The following is a 22,480-nucleotide window of genomic DNA, read 5'->3' as shown; positions in this document are numbered from 1 at the left end:
TCCCCGATGCGCCTTTCCCGTACCGCCCTCATCGCCGCCCTCGCGCTCTCCACGGCCCTGCCCGCGGCGGCCTTCGAGACCCGCGCCCGCGCCGCCTGGGTCTATGACATGACGACCCACACCGTGCTGATGGAAAAGGAGGCGGATGTGGCGCTGCCGCCCGCCTCGATGTCGAAGCTGATGACGCTGAACATGCTGTTCGAGGCGCTGCGCGACGGCCGGGTGACGATGGACACGACCTTCGCCGTCTCCACCCGGGCGCGCAAGATGGGCGGCTCGACCATGTTCCTCAACGAGATGGACCGGCCCACCGTGCGCGAGCTGATGCAGGGCATCGCGATCAATTCGGGCAACGATGCCTGCGTGGTGGTGGCCGAGGGGCTGGCGGGCTCGGAGGAGAATTTCGCCGTCCAGATGACCGAACGCGCCCGCGCCCTCGGCATGAACGATTCGAGCTTTGCCAATGCCTCCGGCTGGCCCGATCCGAGCCAGCGCATGTCGATGCACGACCTCGGGCTGATCGCCACCCGGCTGATCACCGAATTCCCCGAATATTACCCGCTCTTTGCCGAGACCCAGTACAACTACAAGGATCGCGCCCCCGCCAATGCGCATAACCGCAACCCGCTGCTGAAGATCAAGGCCGCGGACTGGCAGGCGGACGGGCTGAAGACCGGCCATACCGAGGAATCGGGCTTCGGGCTGGTGGGCTCGGCGGTGATGGGCGAGCGGCGCATCGTCTTCGTGATCACCGGGCTCGGCAGCGATACCGAACGCGCGCAGGAATCGGAGGCGATCGCGAACTGGGCCTTCCGCCAGTTCGTGCTGAAGACCGTGGCCGGCAAGGGCACGCGCCTCGCCGAAGCGCCGGTCTGGATGGGCTCGTCCTCCACCGTGGGGCTGGTGCCCTCGGAGGATGTGCAGCTCCTCCTGCCCGCGGGCGCGATCGAGGGGATCAGGGCCGAGGCCGTGTTCGACGGCCCCGCGCGCGCCCCCTTCAAGGCGGGCGATGCGCTTGGCCAGCTGGTGATCCATATCCCGGGCATCGACGAGCCCACCACCGTGCCGCTCGTGGCCGAGCATGACGTGACTGAGGGCGGCTTCCTGGTTCGGATGCGCACCGCGGCCGCGCAGCTGTTCTCGCGCGCCGCGAAATCGGCCACGGACGCCGCCGGCAGCTGATGTTCATCACCTTCGAGGGCATCGACGGATCGGGCAAATCCACGCAGGCGCGGCAGCTGGCCGATGCGCTGCGCGCGGAGGGGCGCGATGCCATCCTGACCCGCGAACCGGGCGGCAGCCCGGGCGCCGAGGAGATCCGCGCGCTGGTGCTGCAAGGCGAGCCCGAGCGCTGGTCGGCGCAGACGGAGCTGCTGCTGTTCACCGCCGCCCGGCGCGACCATCTGGAGCGCACCATCGCCCCGGCGCTCAGCGCGGGCCGCATCGTGGTCTGCGACCGCTTCGCCGATTCGACCCGGATGTATCAGGGCCTGCGCGGCGGGCTCCGGGCCGAGGTCGATGCGCTGCACCGGCTGATGATCGGGCGCGAGCCGGACCTCACCTTCCTGATCGACATCGACGCCGAGACCGGCCTTGCCCGCGCGCGCGGGCGCAAGGGCGCCGAGGAGCGGTTCGAGGATTTCGGCCTCTCGCTGCAGCAGGAGATGCGCGCAGGCTTCCTCGCGCTCGCGGCCGAATTCCCGAAGCGGTTCCGCATCATCGACGGCATGCGCCCGAGCGCCGAGATCGCCGCCGAAATCCTCGCGCTCAGCGCGCGCGCGCTGGACGCGCGGGCATGAGCGCCGAGGACCTGCCCGACCCCACCCGCGTCGAGGGCGCGCCGCACCCGCGCGAGACCGAGCGGCTGCGCGGCCAGGCGCGGGCCGAGGCGGATTTCCGCGATGCGTTCAACACCGGGCGGCTGCACCACGGCTGGATGCTCACCGGCCCGCGCGGGGTGGGCAAGGCGACGCTGGCCTGGCGGATCGCGCGGTTCCTGCTCTCGGATCCGGGCGGAATGTTCGCCCCCGAAAGCCTCGATACCGATCCCGACAGCGCGCTCGCGCACCGGATCCGCGCCGGGGCCGAGCCCGGCGTTTTCGTGCTGAAACGCGGCGCCAATGCCACCGAGACCGGCCTGTCGCAGGATATCCGCGTCGATGAGGTGCGCCGCGCGAAAAGCTTCCTGCACCTGAGCGCGGCCGAAGGCGGGCGGCGCGTGGTGATCGTGGATGCGGCCGACGAGATGAACACCCAGGCCGCCAATGCGCTGCTGAAGCTCCTCGAGGAGCCGCCTGAGCGGGTGACCTTCCTCCTCGTCACGCATCAGCCCGCGCGGCTTTTGCCGACGATCCGCTCGCGCTGCCGCGAATTGCGGCTGGCAACCCTCGGCCCGGCCGACATGGCGCAGGCGCTGGAGGCGGCGGGCGTGATGCTGGAAGACGAAGACGCGGCCGGGCTCACCGCGCTTGCGGGCGGCTCCGTGGGCGAAGCGGTGCGGCTGGTGAACCTCGAGGGCATGGAGGCCTATGCCCGGCTGGTGGCGCTGTTCGCGACCCTGCCCCGGCTCGACCGCGCGCAGGCCGTGGCCCTGGCCGAGAGGCTCGCGGGCAAGCAGAACGAAACCCGGCTCGATCTCACCCTCGGGCTCCTGGATCTGTTCCTCGCCCGGCTCGCCCGCGCCGGGCTGCAGGGCCCGCCGGTGCCCGAGGCCGCCCCGGGCGAAGCCGAAGTGATGGCCCGCCTCGCCCCCGATGGCGCGGCTGCGCTGAAATGGGCGACACTCGCGCAGACACTGGGCGCCCGCGCGCGCCATGGGCGGGCAGTCAACCTTGACCCTGCCGCTCTGGTCATGGATATGGTGCTTGAGATGACCGCGGCCGCCGCGTGAGGGCCGCGCGGAAAGGAAGTGCCCCGTGGCCGAAACCACCCCGCCGGAAATCGTTGACAGCCACTGCCACCTCGACTTCCCCGATTTTGCCGATGAACTCCCCGATGTGATCGCGCGCGCCCGCGCGGCCGGGGTCACGCGGATGGTCACCATCTGCACCCGCCTGCGCGCGGAGCCCTCGGTGCGCGCCATCGCGGAGCGGTTCGAGGGCGTCTATTACGCCGCCGGCACCCATCCGATGAGCGCGCATGAAGAGCCGCTGATCCGCACCGAAGATCTGGTGGCGCTCGCCGCGCATCCGAAATTCGTGGGCATCGGCGAAACCGGCCTCGACTACCACTACACGGCCGAAAGCAAGGAGATCCAGCAGGTCTCGCTGCGCCTCCATATCGAGGCCGCGCAGGAAACCGGCCTGCCGCTCATCATCCATACCCGCGGCGCGGATGAAGACACCGCCCGGATCCTCACCGAAGGCATGAAGGCGAAGCCCTACGGCTGCGTCATGCACTGCTTCTCCTCGGGCGCGGCGCTCGCGCGTGCGGCGCTCGATCTCGGCTTCTATCTGTCGATGTCGGGCATCGCCACCTTCCCAAAATCGCAGGAGCTGCGCGACATCTTCGCCGCCGCCCCCCTGGACCGGATCCTGGTGGAGACCGACAGCCCCTACCTCGCCCCGCCGCCCCATCGCGGCCGGCGCAACGAGCCCGCCTATACCGCCTTGACCGCCCGCATCGGCGCCCAGGTCTATGGCCTCGACTACGCCGATTTCGCCGCCCATACCCGCGCGAATTTCGACCGCCTGTTCTGGAAGGCCAAGCCATGAGCCGGCTGCGTTTCACCATCCTCGGCTGCGGCTCCTCGGGCGGCGTGCCGCGCATCGGCAACATGTGGGGCGATTGCGACCCCGCGAACCCGAAGAACCGGCGGCTGCGCTGCTCGATGCTGGTCGAGCGCATCACCCGCAGCGGCACCACCCGGGTGCTGATCGACACCACCCCCGACATGCGCGAGCAGCTGCTGCGCGCAGGCGTGGGCGAGCTCGATGCCGTGGTCTATACCCACAGCCACGCCGACCATACCCACGGCCTCGACGACCTGCGCCAGATCACCTTCAATACGCGCCGCCGCCTGCCGGTCTGGGCCGATGCCGATACCCAGGAATCGCTGATCTCCCGCTTCGGCTATGCCTTCGTGCAGCCCCCCGACAGCAACTACCACCCGATCTGCGACCTGCGCGGCATCCATGGCCCGTTCGAGATCACCGGCGCGGGCGGCACCATCGGCTTCACCCCGTTCCGCGTGGTGCATGGCAATATCGACGCGCTCGGCTTCCGCATCGGCGGGCTGGCCTATCTGCCCGATGTGAACGAGATCCCCGAGCCGGTCTGGGCGCATCTGCAGGGGCTGGATTGCTGGGTGCTGGACGCGCTGCGCCGCACCCCGCACCCGACCCATGCGCATCTGGCCCTCGCGCTGGAATGGATCGCGCGGGCAGAGCCCGCCTCGGCGATCCTCACCAACATGCACATCGACCTCGACTACGACGCCGTCGATGCCGAAACCCCCGATCATATCCGCCCCGCCTACGATGGCCTGACCCTGGAATTCCCGGCCCCATGAACACGCTCTTCAACGTCCTGCTGCCGGTCTTCCTCGTGATGGGGTTCGGCTATCTGGCGGCATGGCGGGGGCTGTTCAACGAAGGCGCCATTGCCGGGCTGATGAAATTCGCCCAGGCCTTCGCGATTCCGGTGCTGCTGTGCATGCAGATGGCCCGGATCGACGTGCTCGCGAGCTTTCATCCGGGGCCGCTGCTGGCCTTCTATACCGGTGCCTTCCTGTCCTATGCGATCGGGATGGTGCTGGCGCGGCTCTGGCTGAAGCGCTCGCCCGCCGATGCCGCAGCGATCGGCTTTTGCTGCCTGTTCTCGAACTCGCTCCTCCTCGGCATCCCGATCATGGAGCGCGCCTATGGCCCGGGCTCGCTCGATGGCAATATCGCCATCATCGCGATCCACTCGCCGCTGCTGTTCACCGTGGGCATCCTGATGATGGAAATCGCGCGCAACCGCGGCGGCGGCATCGGTGCGGTCGCGCTGAACGCGATCAAGGGCGTGTTCCATACGCCCATGGTCATCGGCATCCTGTGCGGCTTCGTGCTCAATGCCGGCATCTCCCTCACCGGCCACGACCTGCCGGAGCCGATCTGGGCCGCGATGAAGATGATCGGCGGCGCGGGTGTGCCGGCGGCGCTCTTCGGCCTCGGCGGCGTCCTGCACAAGTACAAGCCCGAGGGCGACGGCCGCGCCATCGCCATGGTCGTGATCTGCTCGCTGATCGTGCATCCGGGCACGGCCTATGTCCTCGGCCGCTGGGGCGCAGGGCTCGACAGCGCCGGGCTGCGCTCGGCCGTGCTCACCGCCTCGATGGCGCCCGGGGTGAATGCCTATCTCTTCGCCGATATGTACGGCGCGGCCAAGCGCGTGGCCGCCTCCTCTGTCCTGATCGCCACGGCCGTCTCGCTGCTCACGATCTGGGCCTGGATCGCGATCCTGCCCTAGGGCGCCGGGCACACCGCCTCGAACACGGCGATGAACCGCGCGCCGGAGGCCAGCGTCTGCGCCGTATCCCGGCGCGACCAGCTCGGCAGATCCGCGCGCAGCTCGCGGCAGATGGTATGCTCAGTCGCGGAGCCGTCCGGCCTCGCGCAGCCGCTCCACAGGAGCGGCAGGAGCAGCGCGGGCAGCATCCGCCCGAACCTCGATCTTGCGTGCATTGCGTCGGTCCTCCTCGCTGATCCGGGCGCTGGCCGCCCGGTCCCCGTCGCGCCGCCCGAGCCCCCATGCCGCCACGAGCGACATCAGGAAAACCAGCGCCCCCGCGGCGGCGCGTGCAATCGTGTTCAGGAACATCGCGACTCCCCCCGGGCCCAGGCCCTTCGATCCGGTGACGGCGCCGATCCTGACAGAGCAATCCCAGCAAGCGGTTAGCGCAGCGCGCGCCGGTAAATCGCCTGAAAACAGAACTTTGGCGGATCCGTGCCGGTAATGCGGCATTTTCCCGGGCCAATCGTGCTATTCTGCAACAGTCAGCCGCGCCCCAAGGCCGCAGGGCCAAATTCTCTCTTTGATTTTACCGCTCTCTGTGCAACCCTCTCCCTGATGCTGCTGGCATGGCGGCTGTCTAAGCAAATGACGGAGATCATCATGAAGAAACTCGCTACTATCGCCCTGGCCCTCGGCCTGTCGGCTTCGACCGCTTTCGCTGGTGGCTACACCGCTCCGGTCGTGGAAGCCGAGCCGGTTGTCGTGAAGTCGGCCTCGTCGTCGACCCCGGCGATCGTGATCCCGGCGCTGCTGCTGGTCGCTCTGGCCGTCGCCGCTTCGGACTCGTCGTCGGACTCCTCGTCCTCGTCGACCAACTGATCGGGTCTGGGGCCGATCCGGCCCCATCGCCACCCGGCCATGATATTTCCGGTCTGCCGCCCCTTCGGGCGGCAGACCTTTTTCATGCCCCCTCTTATCCCCCACGCCCCGCAGCGGCATGAAAAAAGGCGGGCCGAAGCCCGCCCCCAATCATAAGCCTGCGGCCCGCTCAGGGCCGGACGGTCTGGATCGTCAGATAGCCCACCTGCGGCATCAGATACTGCCGCGACGCGAGAATCGCGCCCTGCGCCGAGACCACATAGCTGTTGGCATAGCTCACGCCATGGCCTTCGCAGCGCTCCACCACCTGCTGCCCGGACCAGGTCTTGCCGATGAACGGATAGCTGGTCATCGGCCCCGGCGTCACCGTGCAGCTCAGCGGCAGCGGCCGCTCCAGCCCGAGCCCGTCGAGATACCGCGCCACCTTCTGCGCCGTCCCCGCCTTGCGCCCGTGAATGAGCCGCCCGACCTCGCCCACCTCGGTCGACATCACGTCATAGCCGAAGCCCCGCGTCCCCGCGAGCAGCCCGTCGCGCAGGATGATCGCGCGCTGGCCCGGCGAATTGTAGGTCCGCATGGTGCCGTTCTCGCCGACCATGCCGAAAATATCGGTATAGCCGGTCTCGAAGCTCGCCAGGATCAGCGGCCCCTTGTTCAGCTCCAGCGCGCTCTTCGCCATCGCCTCGCCATCCACCGTGCCCGGCACCGGCTTCGGCTTCCAGAACATCGCCATCTCGGCCACCGCCGAGGCGGTTTCCTTCATCAGGTTCGACGTCGCGAGCTCCTCGTTCTGAGATCCGCACCCCATCAGGGCCGCCGCAGCCAGCCACAGCCCCGTCCTGCGCAGGGACATCATCTCCAGAACCTCCCCCAGCCGTCATAGAGATCGCCGGCATGGGCGCTCCGGACGGTGTCATAAAGCCGCCCGTCGATATCCAGCCGCGCGCCGCCATCGCGTTGCAGCGGCCGCACGATCGCGGACACATTGCTGATCGAGGGCTTGCCCGTCGCCCAGGCGATCGGGATCTCGAGGGTGATGCCCTTGTCGAACGAGCCCTCGCCGTAATCCTTCGCCGACATGTCGGTGACCGTGGCGAAAGCGCCGACCTTCCAGCCGTTCTCGAACACGCGGTCGATGGTGATCGTCGTGCCCCAGTCCTTGGCCAGGTAGCGTCCCATGGCGACTTCGGCAGTATAGCCCAGCCCCATGTCATAATAGATCGAGGCGTGGCCGGTCACCGTCTGATAGTCGCGGAAGGCGAAGCGCTGCTCGAACTCGCGCTGCTGCACCCAGGCCGCCTCGACCCCGAAGCCCCAGCGGCTGTCCACCGGCTTCCACAGCACCTCGCCCGACACCCCGCCATACATCCGCTCGAGCAGACCGGCCGTGACCCGCGTATAGATGTCGTCCATCGGATGCGCGTACCAGGCGCCCTGCAGCCGCTGAATGGTCAGATCGCCGTTCTGGTTGTATTCGGTCAGGTCCGAGCGCACATGCGGCACCTGCGAATTCGAGGACCGGTCGCTCTGGTCGCGGTTGCCCGCGATCTTCTGCTGCACCACGCCCGAGAGGATGAGCCCCGGCGTCAGCTCGTAGCGCGCCGCGAACTGGGCGCCCACGTCGATCATGAACGGCTCGTCCGGGTCGAACAGCGACACCGCCGTATAGGGCGTCAGCGCCCATTGATAGCGCGGATAGAACCCCGGCGTGCGCACCAGCCGCGGATCGGGTTCGGCCGGCGCGATCGCGACGCGGTCGATCATGTCATAGGAATTGGTGTTCTCCATCCGCTCCACATCGGCGCGGCGGAAGGTCATCGACGAGAGCGGGATGCCGTTGCGCACCGGCGTCACCACGATGGTCTCCACCGAAGGCGGCAGCGCCCGCGTCGCCATCCGCACCACATGCCCCGTCGCCTGCGCCTGCGAGCCATAGGTCTGGTTGCGCACCCGCAGCTCCGCCCGCGTCGCGCTCAGCGACATCGATTCGAGCACCTGCCCGTCCTTGTGCAGCGCATCCGCCAGCACCTTCTGGATCGCGGGCTGCACTTCCGGGTCCGACGCCCAGGCCCCGGACCAGCCCTCCGGATCCTGCGACGGGCTCGGCCGCGGCCGCACCGGCAGCGGCGCCTTCTCCACCCCCGAGGGGAACGGCGGATCCTTCGGGTTCACGGTCAGCGCGAACTGGAAGCCCACGGTGCTGCCGTTCAGGTAATAGGCCTCCAGCGCGAAATTCTCGCTGAACTTGTAGCTCGCGCCGAAGTTCAGGTGGCTCTTGAGCTCGTAATGATCGCGCAGGACCTCCTGGTCATAGCCGTCCGACGAATATTCCGCCTTCAGCACCAGCGCGTCGCTGTATTGATAGGAAACCCCGGCAAAGGGCGCCACATCGCCGCGGAACCAGCTGTTGTCGTTGAACGTGCCGCCGTTCGAGCCATAGTCATAGGCCGGCCGCTCCCCGGTGGCGCCGATGCTGCCCGAAGAGCCGAGCCGCCCCCAGCCAAGGCCCGCAGTCGCCCGCAGCTTGCCGAAGCTCTTGGTCGCCACGATGTATTCGCCCGAATAGATCCCTGTGCCGATGAAATCGCGCAGGCCCACCGCAATCGCCGGCACCCAGGCGCTCTCGCCCACCATCTGCCAGTGAATATCGAACGAGCGGTCATAGAGCGGCCCGTATTCGCCGGGGTTCTCGCGCGAGGGCATCAGCTCCGGCACCCGCGAATAGCGGAACGCGCCCGTCACCCGCGGCGCAATCTGGAAGGTCAGGTTGTTGCGCTGCGTGCCGGGCCCGATCCGGGTCATGGCCACGCCGAAATCGCCATCGCGGCTGACTTCGGCCGTCGGCATGTCGATCAGGCCGGGCATGCCATAGGTGTTGCGCCCCTGCCCGATCAGGGTTTCCGCGTGCCCCGCCGGGACCGCCATCACCGCCGCCGAAAAGGCCCCGAATGCCCCGGAAATCCGGGCCCTGCGCTTGCGGCGCTTGAGCTTGAGCGAAGCCGTCACTGTTCCCTCCACGTCTTTGCCCAACTTATAGCGGCTTTCCCGGAGGGGGCGAGAGGGAAAGCCGCCTCGGTGCGCAAAACCGCGCATCTGAGGATCCAGAGTAACAGCCCGAATCCATGGCGAAAACCAAATCGCCGCCGCGCGGCGATCTGCCGGCGCACAAATGCGTCTGACTGGCGCTGCGCATCCGTCCGGACTAGATCTGGGAGGCCCAACCATACAGGCCTGCCCATGACCCTCCCAGCCCCCGTCCTTACCATTCTGCTGCTGACCGCCTCGAACCTGTTCATGACCATGGCCTGGTATGGCCACCTGAAGTTCCGCTCCGCGCCGCTGATCGTGGTGATCCTGGTCAGCTGGGGCATCGCCTTCTTCGAATACCTGCTGCAGGTGCCCGCGAACCGGATCGGCTATGGCACGCTCAGCGCGGCGCAGCTCAAAACCATCCAGGAGGTGATCTCGCTCACCGTCTTCGTCGGGTTCTCGGCCTTCTGGCTGGGCGAAGCGCTCACCTGGCGCACCGCCCTCGGCTTCGTCCTGATCGCCACCGGCGCCGGGGTCATCTTCACTGGAAAATAATAAATATCAAATCACTGAAAGCCAAAGCTCAGAAAATGAATGAAGCGCCCGAAGGCGCTTCCTCACTTGCCCAGGCACCAGCGCATGATCGCCTTTTGCGCATGCAGCCGGTTTTCGGCCTCGTCGAAAATCACCGAATGCGGGCCATCCATCACCGCGCTCGTCGCCTCGTCGTTGCGATGCGCGGGCAGGCAATGCATGAACAGCGCGTCGGCTTTGGCCTTCGCCATCAGCTCCTCGTTCACCTGATAGGGCCGCAGCTGGTTGTGCCGCCGCTCCTTCGCGGATTCCGGATCATGCATCGAAACCCAGGTATCGGTGACGACCAGATCCGCCCCCGCCACCGCCTTCGCCGGATCGCGCTCGATCTCCACATTCACCCCCTTGGCGCGGGCAAAGTCGATCCATTCGCGCTCCGGGTCCAGCGGCTGCGGCCCGGTGAAGGTCAGATCGAACCCGAACTGCCCCGCCGCCTGCAGGAACGAGGCGCAGACATTGTTGCCATCGCCCGACCACACCACCTTGCGCCCACGGATCGGGCCGCGATGCTCCTCATAGGTCATGATGTCGGCCATGATCTGGCACGGGTGGGTGCGGTTCGTGAGCCCGTTGATCACCGGCACCGAAGCATGCTCCGCCATCTCCAGCAGCGTCGCCTCCTCAAACGTGCGGATCATGATCAGGTCCACATAGCGGCTCAGCACGCGGGCGGTATCGGCAATGGTCTCGCCATGGCCGAGCTGCATCTCCTTGCCGGAGAGCACCATCGTCTGCCCGCCCATCTGCCGCACACCCACGTCGAAGCTCACCCGGGTCCGGGTCGAGGGCTTCTCGAAGATCAGCGCCACCATCATCCCCGCCAGCGGCTGCTCGTCATCCGCCGCGCCCTTCGGCCGGCCCATGCGCGCGTCCTTCATCGCCCGCGCGCCGTCGATCATCCGCCGCAGGTCCTCGGGCGTGGTTGCCGCAATATCCAGAAAGCTCGTCATCATGCCCCTCATGCCGCCGGGTTCAGCGTGGCGGCGGCCGCATCCAGCCGCGCCACGGCTTCGGCCATGTCGGCCTCGGAAATGTTCAGCGCGGGCAGGATCCGCACCACGTTGTCGGCCGCGCCCACGGTCAGCACGTTCTGCGCATAGCCCGCCTGCACCACATCGCCCGGCGCCACCTTGCAGCGCAGCCCGAGCATCAGCCCCTCGCCGCGCACCCCCTCGAACACGTCGGGATGCGCCGCGACCAGCCCCTCCAGCTTCTGCCGCAGGAAGGCGCCCTTCGCGGCCACCGCCTCCAGGAAGCCCGGCGCCGTCACCACCTGCATCACCCGCGCGCCCACCGCGCAGCCCAGCGGGTTGCCGCCATAGGTGGAGCCATGCGTGCCCAGCGTCATGCCCGAGGCCGCGGCCTCCGTGGCCAGCACCGCGCCCAGCGGGAAGCCGCCGCCGATGCCCTTCGCCACCATCATGATATCGGGCGCAACGCCGGGCCATTCATGGGCGAAAAGCCGCCCCGTCCGGCCGATGCCGCATTGCACCTCGTCGAAAATCACCAGCGCGCCATGGGTATCGGCAAGCGCGCGCAGCTCGCGCAGGAAGGCGTTGGAGGCCGGGCGGATGCCGCCCTCGCCCTGCACCGGCTCGATCAGGATCGCGCAGGTCTTCTCGCTCACCGCCGCGCGCAGCGCCGCAATGTCGTCCCAGGGCAGATGGGTGAAGCCCGGCAGCAGCGGGCCGAAGCCCTTCACCATCTTCTCGCTCCCCGCCGCCGCGATAGCCGCCGAAGAGCGGCCATGGAAGGCGCCCGCGAAGGTGATAATCTCGGCGCGCTCATCGCCCTTCTCGTAATGGTACTTGCGCGCCATCTTCACCGCCAGCTCGCAAGCCTCGGTGCCCGAATTGGTGAAGAACACCGTATCGGCGAAGGTACGCTCCACCAGCAGGTCGGCCAGCGCCTGCTGCTCCGGGATCTGATACAGATTCGAGACATGCCACAGCTTTTGCGCCTGCGCGCTCAGCGTCTCCACCAGCTCGGGCGCGGCATGGCCGAGCGCATTCACCGCAATCCCCGCCCCCAGGTCCAGATATCGCGTCCCGTCCGCGGTCTCCAGCCAGGAGCCCTGGCCGCGGACAAAGGCCAGCGGCGCGCGGTTGTAGGTCGGCAGGACAGAGGTGATCATGGTCGAACTCCAGCAATGGAAGGCCAAGGGGTGCCCGAGGCCCGGACAGGTGTCAACAGTAGCTTTGGGATTTTGCGTGGCTGTGTCACAGCCATGCGGGATCGGTCGTCAGGCGCGGTTGCGGCGACGTCGGATGGGCGCGATATGGGCGTTCCGTGCGATCATGAGCCGCGGGTAGCGCGCCCGGGCGCGCAAGTCAACCGTCTTGGTCGCCGCCCGACCTTGACGCAGCCCCGCCTTCGCGCCATGCCGGGGGCGCAACCGAGAGGATCCCGCATGCCCACTTTCACCGCCTTCGCCACGCTCGACGACCGCGACCGCGCCGATGCGCTGGCCGAGCTGATCGAGGATCTGGACCCCGCGCCCTATGGCGTCGGCGTGTTCGAGATCGAGGACGGCTCCGAACGCTGGGAGATCGGCGCCTATTTCCTCGAACGCCCCAATGACGTGGTGCTGGATCTGCTGGCGGCCGCGCATGGCGCCACCGCCTTCGTGATCTCCGAGCTGCCCGAGACCGACTGGGTCGCGCATGTGCGCCGCGAGCTCACCCCGGTGGTGGCGGGGCGCTTCTTCGTCTATGGCAGCCACGATGCCGACAAGGTCCCGGCCGGGAGCGTGCCGCTCCTGATCGAGGCCGCGATGGCCTTCGGCACCGGCCATCACGGCACCACGCTCGGCTGCCTGAGCGCGCTCGACCGGCTGGAGCGCGCGGGCCTGCGCGCACAGCGGGTGGTGGATATCGGCTGCGGCACCGCCGTTCTCGGCATGGCCGCGGCGAAGCTCTGGCCCGAGCCCGTCCTCGCCTCCGACATCGACCCGGTGGCGGTCGAAACCGCTGCGGCCAATGTGCGCGCGAATGGCCTCGCAGGCCGGGTGACCTGCCTCGAGGCCGCGGGCTTCGGCCATCCGGATCTCCTCGCCGCCGCGCCCTTCGACCTGATCTTTGCCAATATCCTGAAAGCGCCGCTGATCGCGCTCGCACCCGACATGGGCCGCCACTGCGCCCCGGGCGGCCATGTGATCCTCTCGGGCATCCTGCACGAGCAGGCCGACGAGGTGATCGCGGCCTACCTGGCGCAGGGCTTCACTCTGGTTTCGCGCGATGCGTTCGGAGACTGGACCACGCTGGTGATGAAGCGCAGCTAATCCGAAGGCGCCCGGCTTTAGGGCGCCTTACGCGCGCCTCTGCCCGCTTCCGGCGCACTCCGCCCCGAAACGCAAAGGGCCGCGCGGGATGCACCCGCGCGGCCCTTGCAAGCCGGTAGAGGAGGGATTACCGGCCCAGATGGTCCGCTTCGTAGCGGCTCAGGCCGATGTCGGCCAGTTCGCGGTCGCTCAGCTTGGCGAGGGCGTTGCGCGTCACGCGCAGCTCGTTCCAGGCGGCGAGCGCATCAAAGAAGCGGCCGAACAGACCCGAGCGGTCCGAGGCGGCGATCATGCGGTTCGTGTCAAAGGCGGCCATGATGATATCCTTTATTCTTGCGTTCTGTTTGCGTTTACTTGGTGCATTTCCGGTGGGCTCTCTGCCCTCTGGAGCGCACATAGATCGGGCAGTTTGTGAAAACAACAGCCGCCCAAGCAGTCCCGCCATGCAGTTTTCGCATGTCTTGCCAGAGTTTTACCGGGCCTTCACAAACAGGCTCCAAATCGCTTGACCAATCGGTCAAAATGCAGCGAAACCGACGGTTCGCGTGACAGTTTCGCCGGTGCGGGCGCCGCACCCCCTGCAGGGCCTTTCCTGTTTGCGATGTTCTCTTTTCGTGCTAACCGTGGAAAAAATGCCACAACAAGGCGAGCAGCATGCGCGTGATCGGAATCGACCCGGGGCTTCGCAACCTCGGATGGGGGGTGATCGAGATGGAGGGCTCCCGGCTGCGCCATGTCGCGAATGGGATCATCCATTCCTCGGGCGACGATCTGGCGCTCCGGCTGGTGGTGCTGCATCGCGGCCTGACCGAGGTGATCGCCTGCCATGCGCCCGATGCCGCCGCGGTGGAGCAGACCTTCGTGAACAAGGACGCGGTGGCCACGCTGAAGCTCGGCCAGGCGCGGGGGATCGCGCTGCTGGTGCCGGCGCAGGCGGGGCTGGCGGTGGGGGAATATGCGCCCAATGCGGTCAAGAAGGCAGTCGTGGGCGTCGGCCATGCCGACAAGGGCCAGGTGCAGCATATGGTGCGCCATCAGCTGCCCGGCGTGGTCTTCGAGGGGGCCGATGCCGCCGATGCGCTGGCGATCGCCATCTGCCACGCCCATCACCTGCAATCCGCGCATCGGGCCAATGCCGCCATGCTCGGGCGCGATGCGTTGGCCATGGGGGCTGCGGCGGCGGGCAAAAGCAAGGCCGCGCCTGCGGGCCGGGGGGCGCGGCCATGATCGGGCGCATCGCCGGCACGATCCTGCACCGGGCGATGGATCATGTGCTGATCGACGTGCGCGGCGTGGGCTATATCGTCCATGTCTCGGCGCGCACGGCGCAGGCGCTGCCGCCGGTGGGCCAGGCCTGCGCGCTTTATACCGATCTTCTTGTGCGCGAGGACCTGCTGCAGCTGTTCGGCTTCCCGACGCTGCTGGAGAAGGAATGGCACCGGCTGCTGACCTCGGTGCAAGGGATCGGGGCGAAGGCCTCGCTCGCGATCCTGGGCACGCTCGGGGCCGATGGCGTCGGCCGGGCGATCGCGCTCGGAGACTGGAACGCGGTGCGGCGCGCGCCGGGCGTGGGCCCGAAGCTCGCGCAGCGGGTGGTGATGGAGCTCAAGGACAAGGCGCCGACGGTGATGGCAATGGGCGGCGCGCTCACGGTGGATGCAGCGCCCGGCGATGAGGTGATCGAGGCGCCCCGCCCCGCTGCCGCGCCGAAAGCGAATTTCACTGCCGAGGCGCTGAGCGCGCTGACGAACCTCGGCTATGGCAGCGCGGAGGCCGCGCAGGCGGTGGCGCAGGCGGCCGAGAGCCCGGAGGCCACCGATACCGCCAAACTGATCCGCACCGCGCTGCGGCTGCTGGCGCCGAAGGACTGAGATGGAACCCGATCCCACGCTGCGCCCCGACCGCCTGCCCGAGGATGCCGACCGCGCCCTGCGGCCGCAGAGCCTCGAGGATTTCGTGGGCCAGGCCGAGGCGCGCGCGAACCTGCGGGTGTTCATCGAAAGCGCGAAAATGCGCGGCCAGGCGATGGACCACACCCTGTTCCACGGGCCGCCGGGGCTGGGCAAGACCACGCTCGCGCAGATCATGGCGCGCGAGCTCGGGGTGAATTTCAAGATGACCTCCGGCCCGGTGTTGGCCAAGGCCGGCGATCTGGCCGCGATCCTGACCAATCTGGAGGCGCGCGACGTCCTGTTCATCGACGAGATCCACCGGCTCAATCCGGCGGTGGAGGAGGTGCTCTATCCGGCGATGGAGGATTTCGAGCTCGACCTGGTGATTGGCGAGGGCCCGGCCGCGCGCACCGTGCGCATCGAGCTGCAGCCGTTCACGCTGGTCGGCGCCACCACGCGGCTCGGGCTGCTGACGACGCCCCTGCGCGACCGCTTCGGGATCCCGACGCGGCTGCAATTCTATACAGAGGACGAGCTCGAGCTGATCGTGTCGCGCGGCGCGCGGCTCCTTGGCCTGCCGGCGGAGCCCGCGGGCACGCGCGAGATCGCCCGGCGGGCGCGCGGCACCCCGCGGATCGCCGGGCGGCTCCTGCGCCGGGTGGTGGATTTCGCGCTGGTGGAGGGCGACGGGCGGATCACCCGCGCGCTCGCGGACCGGGCGCTGACGCGGCTCGGGGTGGATGACCTCGGCCTCGACGGCGCGGACCGGCGCTACATGATGCTGATGGCCGAGCATTACGGCGGCGGCCCGGTGGGCGTCGAAACGCTCTCGGCCGCGCTCTCGGAGAGCCGCGATGCGATCGAGGAGGTGATCGAGCCCTATCTGCTGCAGCAGGGCCTGATCCAGCGTACGCCGCGCGGGCGGATGCTCGGGCAGCGCGCCTGGCGGCATCTGGGGCTGGAGGCGCCACGCGCCACCCCGCCGCAGGGGGAGCTGTTCGACGGCTGAGACGATTGAGGCGTCCGGCACACCCCCGAAAGATGGCCCTCCGGCGGCTTCTCCGCGTTGCGTGCAGCGCTGTCGTGTCGCGGGGCCATGGCCGCAGCCCGCTTGCCCTACGCGCCGCCTGGGCTTATCTGAGGGGCATGAGCACCCTGCCCCCGCCCCGTTTCGCCATCACCGAAGCCGAGATCGACGCCGTCGTCGCGCGGTTCTATGCCCGCGTGCGGGTTCATCCGGTGCTGGGGCCGGTATTTGCAGGCCATGTGCAGGACTGGCCCGCGCATGAGGCGAAGATCGGGCGGTTCTGGAAGGGGGCGATCCTGTTCCAGCCGGGCTATGAGGGCTCGCCGATGATGGCGCATCGCCGCGCGGGCGATGTGGCGCCGGGGCATTTCCCGGCCTGGCTTGCGACCTTCGATGCGACGCTGCATGAAATGCTGCCGCCCGACACTGCGGCGGGCTGGTCGGCGCTTGCGCACCGGATCGGGGCCGGGCTGCGCATGGGGGTGGCCGATATGGGCCAGGCGCCCGGCACCATCCCGAGCCTGCGCTAGCCCGCGCGCGCCGGGGGCTGCGCTAGGCCTCCTCGGGCGTTTTGCGGTCGAACACGCCCGCAAGCGCGCGCCCGGTAAGCCGCGTCACCCGCGGCTTCGGCAGCGCCCGGAACGGCATCGGCCGGCAGACCTCCATCGCCGCGATGCCCACCCGCGCGGTCAGCGCGCCGTTCACCACCCCCTCGCCGAACCGGCGCGAGAGTTTGGCGAAGATATGCCCGCCGGTGACGGTTTCGACCAGATCGTCGCCCGCGGCGACCGCGCCGGTCGCGACGAGATGGGTCAGCACTGTGCGCGCGAGCCGCATCGAGCCCAGCGTGCCCGCGCGCCCGCCATAGACCTCGGCCACGCGCCGGATCATCCGCACATTCGCCGTGAGCGCCGCGGCCACATCCGCGAGCGCAAGCGGCACCAGCGCGGTGACGGTGGCAACTGTGCGCACCGCGGCCTCCACCTCGAGCCGGGCCGCAGCATCGAGGGGCGTCATCAGCTCGGTCTCGGCCAGCGTGAGCAGGGTCTGGGTATCGAGCTGATCGGGCGCCTGCGCCTTCAGCCGGTCGAGCGACCAAGCCATTTCGGCGCGCCCGGCATAGAGCCCCGCGACATGAACCACCACCTTGCGCGCCCGGGCGAGATCGTCGGCCTGCGCGGCCTCCAGCACCTCGCGGTGCACATGGTCGAGCCGCGCCAGCCGCGCGAAGGCCGACAGCTCGCGCGCCGCGATCAGCAGCGCCGCGAGCAGGAACAGCCCGAACAGCACCGCCGCCACCCAGCCCAGCAGCGGATTGGCCGCAAACAGCCCCTCCACGAAGCGCCAGGCCGCGACCGAGGCGATGAAGCTCAGCAGCGCGCCCGCCGCCCACCAGAAGAACCGCCCCAGCCGCGAACGCGGCCGCGCCGCCAGCCGCGCCGCGATCTGCATCGCGCGGCCCTCGGGCGCCTCGGGCGGTGGCGCATCCAGCACCGGGGGCGCCTCCGCAGGCGAAGGGGCATCGTCCAGCTCTATGATCAGCGGCTTCTTCACAGCTTGTCTCCGATCAGGAATTCGGCGGCGCGGTCCATCCGGATATGCGGCGGCCCCTCGCCCGGGCGCAGGGTGACGGGCGCGGGCGCGAAATCCATCACCGCGAAATCGCCATCGAGCCATTTTTCGGCGCCGCCCCGCGCGGGCGCCAGAAGCTGCGCCGGGTCCTCGGGCAGTTCGCCCGGGTAGAAGGCCACGGAGCGGCCATCGGCCAGCCGCCCGCGCACGGCGGGCAATGCGCCGCTCTCCTGGGCCAGCATGTCCTCGGTGGTGGTGCGCAGGGCCGCAAGCGAGAGCGCGAGCGTCCGCGCCCCGGAGAAATCCGCCCGGTCCTTCGCCTCGCGCAGGAGCGCGCCGGTGATCGCGGTGAGCCGGGCATGGGAGCTATGATGCAGGTAATCGGCCTTGGTCGCGGCAAACAGGATCCGCTCCACCCGCTTCGTACCCAAGAGCGAGGCGAGGAAACCCGCCGTCCCGGGGCGGAACGCCATCAGGATCTGCGCCATTGACTGGCGCAGATCCTCAAGCGCCGCCGGGCCGGAATGGATCGCGCCCAGCACATCCACCAGCACCACCTGCCGGTCGATCCGGGCGAAATGATCGCGGAAGAAGGGCTTCACCACCTGCGCCTTGTAGGCACCGTAGCGGCGCGCCATTTCGCGCCCGAGCGTGCCGCGAGCGTATTCGGCGGACGGCACCGGCGCGAAGGTAAGGACCGGCGAGCCCTCCATTTCGCCCGGCAGCAGAAACCGCCCCGGCGAGCAATCGGACCATCCCGCCGCCCGCGCCGCGCGCAGATGGCGGGTGAAAGCATCGGCCAGCGCCTTCGCGGCGGGCTCCTCCAGCCGGGCTGTCAGATCCGTGGCGGCCAGCAGGCGCAGATACTCCGCCCCGCCCGGCCGCGCGGGCATCCGCGCCAGCACGCCTTCGGACCATTGCGCGAAGCTGCGGTCGATCAGCCCGAGGTCCAGCAGCCATTCGCCGGGGTAATCCACGATATCGAGGTGCACGGTTTTCAGCCCGCGCAGGCCGCCCAGAACCCCGCGCGGCGCGACCCGGAAGCTCAGCCGCAGCTCCGAGACCGCGCGGGTACCCTCGGGCCAATGCGGCGCGGGGCCGGTGAGCGCGGCCAGATGGCCCTCGTAGTCGAAGCGCGGCACGGTATCGTCGGGCTGCGGCTGCAGGAAGGCGGAGCGGATATTGGCCGCGCCCGCCAGCGCCGGCATCCGCCCGCGGTCGAGCAGGTTCGCGACCAGCGAGGTGATGAACACGGTCTTGCCCGCCCGTGACAGGCCCGTGACCCCAAGCCGGATCACCGGTTCGAACAGCGCCCCGTTCACCGAGGCGCCCAAGGATTCGATGCTGCGGCCGAGGCCGTCGGCGATGTCGGAGATCCCCAAGACACTGCTCCCTCTTATCTTTCCGAAGATAGGACCTGCGGGCGGGCTTTCACAGAGGGTATTCGGCACGATCCGCAGCACCTCTGGCCGTAATGGGCCGGCGGCCCGCTCCCGCGGCGCCGGATGCAGCCCGCCCGGGAGGCCGCACGGCGGGACGCCCGCCCGAGCCTCGGGAGTGAGCGCCGGGAGTAAGGCCCCCCGCGCGGGAGGGCGGACCGGGAGGCTACGCGGGGGGGCCGGAGGCGCCGTCCGCTGCGGGCCGCCCTGACCCGGGGCGCGAGGATCAGCCGTCCGCCGCTCCCTCGCCCCTGACGCGACGCGCATTCGCCCGCACCCGCAGCCCCCCGCTGTGGAGACCGAGGAACCCGCCCGGATGCGCCGCGTACCGCGCATAGTGCGCTTCCCGGGATTGCCAAGCGGCGCGCGTCCGCGTAGGCCCGGAGCATGCCGAGATTTGCGTTCAGGATCGAATATGACGGCGGCCCCTTCGCGGGCTGGCAGCGCCAGGCCGGGCAGGCTTCGGTGCAGGGCGCGGTGGAGGCTGCGCTGGCGCGGCTGGAGCCGCGGGCCCATACCATCGCCGCGGCCGGGCGCACCGATGCCGGGGTGCATGCCACCGGCCAGGTGGCGCATGCCGATCTGGCGCGCGACTGGGACCCGTTCCGTCTCTCGGAGGCGCTGAACCATCACCTGAAGCCTGCGCCGGTGGCGATCACCGCCTGCGCCCGGGTGCCCGGGGAATTCCACGCCCGGTTCTCCGCGCAGGAGCGGCGCTATACGTTCCGGCTGGTCGCGCGACGCGCGCCGGTGGTACACGACCGCGGGCTGGTGTGGCAGGTGCAGAACCCGCTCGATGCCGAGGCGATGCGGGCGGGCGCGGCACATCTGATCGGGCACCATGATTTCACCACCTTCCGTTCCAGCATGTGCCAGTCCGCCAGCCCGGTAAAAACGCTCGATGAAATCCGGATCACGGAGTTCGCGACGCCGGGCGGGCGCGAGTACCGCTTCCACCTGCGCGCGCGCAGCTTCCTGCACAATCAGGTGCGCTCGATCGTGGGCACGCTGGAGCGCGTGGGCGCGGGCTCCTGGGCGCCAGAGGACGTGCGCGCCGCGCTGGAGGCACGCGACCGCGCCGCCTGCGGGCCGGTCTGCCCGCCGCAGGGGCTGTATCTCACCGGGGTGGGCTACCCGCAGCCGCCGTTCTGAGCGGGGCGGTTGCGCGGAAGCCATCGCGCCGCAGTCTGAGGCGGAGCGTTCCGAAGGGCGGCATCGGGGGCGCGCTCCTGCATGTCGCGTGAGACTTCGCGCGCTATTCTGAGCAGGCCGCGCAGGAGGACAGCGCCGTACGGCGCTTTCGCATAAGGTTTTGTTCCATCGCAGCGTCTATTGAGCCATGCTTTCCTGCTCCGCATGCCCCTGGGCGGGGCATCTGAGGCGCCTATTCCGCCGGGCGTTCGGCGGCGCGGCGCTCCTGCACGATGCGGCACTGCATCGCCGTCTCCGGCAGGCTCTGCGGCGCATATTCGCGCACCGCCCGCGCGACGACCGCGACTACGCCTTCCTCGTCGCCCAGCTCCACCGCATCGCGCAGATCGCGCAGCGCGGCCGCCATCATCAGCTCCGAGAGGTGGTCTTCACGGACGCGGATGATCTTGGGGTGCGCCGTCGCCTGCGCGCCCTTGCGCACCATCAGCTCCTCATGGAGCTTCTCGCCGGGGCGCAGGCCGGTGATGACGATCTCGATATCGCCCGCGGGGTTCTCGGCGTCGCGCACGGTGTGGCCCGCAGCCTCGATCATGCGCCGCGCGAGATCGACGATCTTCTGCGGCGTGCCCATATCGAGCACATAGACTTCGCCGCCGCCCGCGAAGGAGCCTGCCAGCAGCACCAGCCGCGAGGCCTCCTCGATGGTCATGAAATAGCGCGTCACCCGGTCGTCGGTCACCGTGACCGGGCCGCCCCGGGCGATCTGCTCCTGAAAGCGCGGGATGACCGAGCCCGAGGAGCCCATGACATTGCCGAAGCGCACGATGGAGAAGCTCGTCTCGGGCGAACGGGTGGCCAGGTCCTGCACGATCAGCTCGGCCATGCGCTTCGAGGCGCCCATCAGGTTGCCGGGCCGCACGGCCTTGTCGGAGGAGACCAGAACGAAGCGCCGCACCCCGGCCTCGCGCGCAGCCCGCGCCAGCACCGCTGTGCCGAGCACATTGTTCGCCATGCCCACGCGCGGGTTGGTTTCCACGAGCGGCACATGCTTGTAGGCGGCAGCATGCAGGACCACATCGATCTTCTGCGCCGCGAGCACCTGCGCCACATGCACTGCATCGCAGATGGAGCCGAGAACCGGGACGATTTCGGCGCCGCAGGTCTCGGCCAGAACGCGCATTTCGGCATCGGCATTGTAGAGCGCGAATTCGGAATGCTCGAGCAGCACCAGCCGCGCCGGCGCGCAGGCGATGACCTGGCGGCAGAGCTCGAGCCCGATCGAGCCGCCCGCCCCCGAGATGAGCACATTCGCGCCCTCATAGGCCGTGCAGCCCGCCACCATCGTGTCGTTGAGCGGATCGCGGTGCAGCAGCATCGCGGGCCGCGCGGGCGTCAGCCGGCCCATCAGCTCGGCGCCGCCATAGAACTGCGTGAAGGCCGGCAGCGTCTGCACCTCCATCCCCAGCTTTTCGAGCTTGCGCGAGATGAAGGTCTGCTTGTCGACCGAGAGCGAGGGCATCGCCAGGATCACGCGGTTGATCTTGTACTGCTCCTTCACCCGCGCCGCATGGACGCCCGAATAGATCGGCAGGCCGTTCACATTCATGCCCGAGAGCGTCGCGTTGTCGTCGAGGAAGGCATAGACGACCAGATCATTGGCCTTGCGCAACTCCCGCGCGAGCGCCATCCCGGTGCGTCCGGCGCCATAGATCGCGACCCGGGTGAACACCGGCGAGCGGCGGTACATTTCCGTCAGCACCCGCACCAGCATCCGCCGCCCGACGAAGAAGCCCGCGAAATAGACCAGGGCGAAGATGATGTGGAAGCCCGTCGGCAGCCCGGTCTGGAACAGCCGCGACAGCGCTGCCGCCACGATCCCCAGCAAGGCCGCGACCAGCATCGAGCGGGTGATGGCGTCGCCCTGGAAATCCTTCAGCTTCTGCCGGTTGATGCCGCTGGCCCAGACGCTGAACGCCGCGACGCCCATGAGCGCCACGACCAGCGCCCCATGCCGCATCATCAGCGCGTGGATCATCTCGGGCTGCATCCCGAGCAGCAGCAGCGAGGCCCCGAGCGCAAGAGGAACCAACGCCACATCGAGAAGGAGAAGGATGAAAACCTTCTGCATCCGACTGAGCGAGATGATCGTCTTGAGCATGTAACTGTCCGTCGGCCCCAT

23 protein-coding genes are annotated in these 22,480 nt (G+C 69.0%); 14 read left to right on the top strand and 9 right to left on the bottom strand.

Annotation, left to right across the window (positions count from 1 at the left end; genetic code table 11):
* Window positions 1-6 precede the first annotated feature (6 nt).
* From ACOMG5_RS10120 to ACOMG5_RS10095, 6 genes are read left to right on the top strand one after another with little or no spacing between them, the layout of a single operon-like run.
* Window positions 7-1,182: a D-alanyl-D-alanine carboxypeptidase family protein gene (locus ACOMG5_RS10120; RefSeq protein ID WP_420343678.1), complete on the top strand. Its 1,176-nt coding sequence runs from the start codon at window positions 7-9 to the stop codon at window positions 1,180-1,182.
* Window positions 1,182-1,799: a dTMP kinase gene (tmk, locus tag ACOMG5_RS10115; protein WP_420343677.1), complete on the top strand. Its 618-nt coding sequence runs from the start codon at window positions 1,182-1,184 to the stop codon at window positions 1,797-1,799. The genes ACOMG5_RS10120 and tmk overlap by 1 nt, the downstream gene beginning before the upstream one ends.
* Window positions 1,796-2,890, top strand: a complete 1,095-nt coding sequence (locus tag ACOMG5_RS10110; RefSeq protein ID WP_420343676.1) for a DNA polymerase III subunit delta' — start codon at window positions 1,796-1,798, stop codon at window positions 2,888-2,890. The genes tmk and ACOMG5_RS10110 overlap by 4 nt, the downstream gene beginning before the upstream one ends.
* Before the next feature lie 25 nt (window positions 2,891-2,915).
* Window positions 2,916-3,713 carry a TatD family hydrolase gene (locus ACOMG5_RS10105; protein WP_420343675.1) on the top strand — a complete coding sequence of 266 codons (798 nt, stop codon included), beginning with the start codon at window positions 2,916-2,918 and terminating at the stop codon, window positions 3,711-3,713.
* The gene (locus ACOMG5_RS10100; RefSeq protein ID WP_420343674.1) at window positions 3,710-4,510 is read left to right on the top strand and encodes an MBL fold metallo-hydrolase; all 801 of its coding nucleotides are present in this window, start codon (window positions 3,710-3,712) and stop codon (window positions 4,508-4,510) included. The genes ACOMG5_RS10105 and ACOMG5_RS10100 overlap by 4 nt, the downstream gene beginning before the upstream one ends.
* Window positions 4,507-5,451 (top strand): AEC family transporter, encoded by a 945-nt coding sequence (locus tag ACOMG5_RS10095; protein ID WP_420343673.1) that lies wholly within the window; start codon window positions 4,507-4,509, stop codon window positions 5,449-5,451. The genes ACOMG5_RS10100 and ACOMG5_RS10095 overlap by 4 nt, the downstream gene beginning before the upstream one ends.
* Here the strand turns inward: ACOMG5_RS10095 and ACOMG5_RS10090 are convergent.
* Entirely contained in the window at window positions 5,448-5,666 is a 219-nt protein-coding gene (locus ACOMG5_RS10090; protein ID WP_420343672.1) for a hypothetical protein, read from the bottom strand. The two genes, ACOMG5_RS10095 and ACOMG5_RS10090, sit on opposite strands and share 4 nt — an antisense overlap.
* A gap of 385 nt (window positions 5,667-6,051) precedes the next feature.
* Here ACOMG5_RS10090 and ACOMG5_RS10085 point away from each other — a divergent pair, with 385 nt between their 5' ends.
* Complete coding sequence (locus ACOMG5_RS10085) at window positions 6,052-6,315, top strand: hypothetical protein (protein WP_420343671.1); 264 nt, start codon at window positions 6,052-6,054, stop codon at window positions 6,313-6,315.
* A gap of 169 nt (window positions 6,316-6,484) precedes the next feature.
* On the opposite strand, the gene ACOMG5_RS10080 is transcribed toward ACOMG5_RS10085, so the two are convergent.
* Together ACOMG5_RS10080 and ACOMG5_RS10075 are read right to left on the bottom strand one after the other, a co-directional pair.
* Entirely contained in the window at window positions 6,485-7,168 is a 684-nt protein-coding gene (locus tag ACOMG5_RS10080; RefSeq protein ID WP_420343670.1) for a YjbF family lipoprotein, read from the bottom strand.
* On the bottom strand, window positions 7,168-9,321 hold the full coding sequence (locus ACOMG5_RS10075) for a YjbH domain-containing protein (protein WP_420343669.1): 2,154 nt from the start codon (window positions 9,319-9,321) through the stop codon (window positions 7,168-7,170). The genes ACOMG5_RS10080 and ACOMG5_RS10075 overlap by 1 nt, the downstream gene beginning before the upstream one ends.
* Before the next feature lie 231 nt (window positions 9,322-9,552).
* Here ACOMG5_RS10075 and ACOMG5_RS10070 point away from each other — a divergent pair, with 231 nt between their 5' ends.
* On the top strand, window positions 9,553-9,900 hold the full coding sequence (locus ACOMG5_RS10070; RefSeq protein WP_420343668.1) for a DMT family protein: 348 nt from the start codon (window positions 9,553-9,555) through the stop codon (window positions 9,898-9,900).
* A gap of 62 nt (window positions 9,901-9,962) precedes the next feature.
* Here the strand turns inward: ACOMG5_RS10070 and argF are convergent, their stop codons facing one another.
* Complete coding sequence (gene argF, locus ACOMG5_RS10065) at window positions 9,963-10,889, bottom strand: ornithine carbamoyltransferase (protein ID WP_420343667.1); 927 nt, start codon at window positions 10,887-10,889, stop codon at window positions 9,963-9,965.
* Between the two features lie 8 nt (window positions 10,890-10,897).
* Complete coding sequence (locus tag ACOMG5_RS10060) at window positions 10,898-12,073, bottom strand: aspartate aminotransferase family protein (RefSeq protein WP_420343666.1); 1,176 nt, start codon at window positions 12,071-12,073, stop codon at window positions 10,898-10,900.
* Window positions 12,074-12,349: 276 nt separating this feature from the next.
* Between ACOMG5_RS10060 and ACOMG5_RS10055 the strand changes: the two genes are divergently transcribed.
* On the top strand, window positions 12,350-13,219 hold the full coding sequence (locus ACOMG5_RS10055; RefSeq protein ID WP_420343665.1) for a 50S ribosomal protein L11 methyltransferase: 870 nt from the start codon (window positions 12,350-12,352) through the stop codon (window positions 13,217-13,219).
* A 127-nt stretch (window positions 13,220-13,346) separates the two neighbouring features.
* Here the strand turns inward: ACOMG5_RS10055 and ACOMG5_RS10050 are convergent, their stop codons facing one another.
* Window positions 13,347-13,535: a DUF1127 domain-containing protein gene (locus ACOMG5_RS10050; protein WP_420343664.1), complete on the bottom strand. Its 189-nt coding sequence runs from the start codon at window positions 13,533-13,535 to the stop codon at window positions 13,347-13,349.
* Between the two features lie 338 nt (window positions 13,536-13,873).
* Here ACOMG5_RS10050 and ruvC point away from each other — a divergent pair, with 338 nt between their 5' ends.
* The 4 genes from ruvC to ACOMG5_RS10030 all read left to right on the top strand — a co-directional run bounded on the left by ruvC (window position 13,874) and on the right by ACOMG5_RS10030 (window position 16,668).
* Window positions 13,874-14,446: a crossover junction endodeoxyribonuclease RuvC gene (ruvC, locus tag ACOMG5_RS10045; protein WP_420343663.1), complete on the top strand. Its 573-nt coding sequence runs from the start codon at window positions 13,874-13,876 to the stop codon at window positions 14,444-14,446.
* Window positions 14,443-15,090 (top strand): Holliday junction branch migration protein RuvA, encoded by a 648-nt coding sequence (gene ruvA, locus ACOMG5_RS10040; RefSeq protein ID WP_420343662.1) that lies wholly within the window; start codon window positions 14,443-14,445, stop codon window positions 15,088-15,090. Before ruvC ends, ruvA begins: the two co-directional genes overlap by 4 nt.
* A gap of 1 nt (window position 15,091) precedes the next feature.
* On the top strand, window positions 15,092-16,120 hold the full coding sequence (gene ruvB / locus ACOMG5_RS10035) for a Holliday junction branch migration DNA helicase RuvB (RefSeq protein ID WP_420343661.1): 1,029 nt from the start codon (window positions 15,092-15,094) through the stop codon (window positions 16,118-16,120).
* Window positions 16,121-16,257: 137 nt separating this feature from the next.
* Window positions 16,258-16,668 (top strand): group III truncated hemoglobin, encoded by a 411-nt coding sequence (locus ACOMG5_RS10030; RefSeq protein WP_420343660.1) that lies wholly within the window; start codon window positions 16,258-16,260, stop codon window positions 16,666-16,668.
* 22 nt (window positions 16,669-16,690) lie between these two features.
* Here ACOMG5_RS10030 and ACOMG5_RS10025 read toward each other — a convergent pair whose 3' ends face one another.
* The gene (locus tag ACOMG5_RS10025) at window positions 16,691-17,692 is read right to left on the bottom strand and encodes a YcjF family protein (protein WP_420343659.1); all 1,002 of its coding nucleotides are present in this window, start codon (window positions 17,690-17,692) and stop codon (window positions 16,691-16,693) included.
* Window positions 17,689-19,092, bottom strand: coding sequence for a YcjX family protein (locus tag ACOMG5_RS10020; RefSeq protein ID WP_420343658.1), 1,404 nt, complete (start codon window positions 19,090-19,092; stop codon window positions 17,689-17,691). The genes ACOMG5_RS10025 and ACOMG5_RS10020 overlap by 4 nt, the downstream gene beginning before the upstream one ends.
* A 444-nt stretch (window positions 19,093-19,536) precedes the next feature.
* Between ACOMG5_RS10020 and truA the strand changes: the two genes are divergently transcribed.
* Entirely contained in the window at window positions 19,537-20,301 is a 765-nt protein-coding gene (truA, locus tag ACOMG5_RS10015; RefSeq protein WP_420343657.1) for a tRNA pseudouridine(38-40) synthase TruA, read from the top strand.
* A gap of 232 nt (window positions 20,302-20,533) precedes the next feature.
* On the opposite strand, the gene ACOMG5_RS10010 is transcribed toward truA, so the two are convergent.
* Window positions 20,534-22,459, bottom strand: coding sequence for a polysaccharide biosynthesis protein (locus tag ACOMG5_RS10010; RefSeq protein ID WP_420343656.1), 1,926 nt, complete (start codon window positions 22,457-22,459; stop codon window positions 20,534-20,536).
* Window positions 22,460-22,480 lie beyond the last annotated feature (21 nt).

It is taken from the genome of Paenirhodobacter sp., from assembly GCF_041916475.1.
GTDB lineage: Bacteria > Pseudomonadota > Alphaproteobacteria > Rhodobacterales > Rhodobacteraceae > Rhodobacter.
The sequence above is the reverse complement of the archived record's forward strand: the minus strand, read 5'-3'. Positions and strand labels throughout refer to the sequence as shown.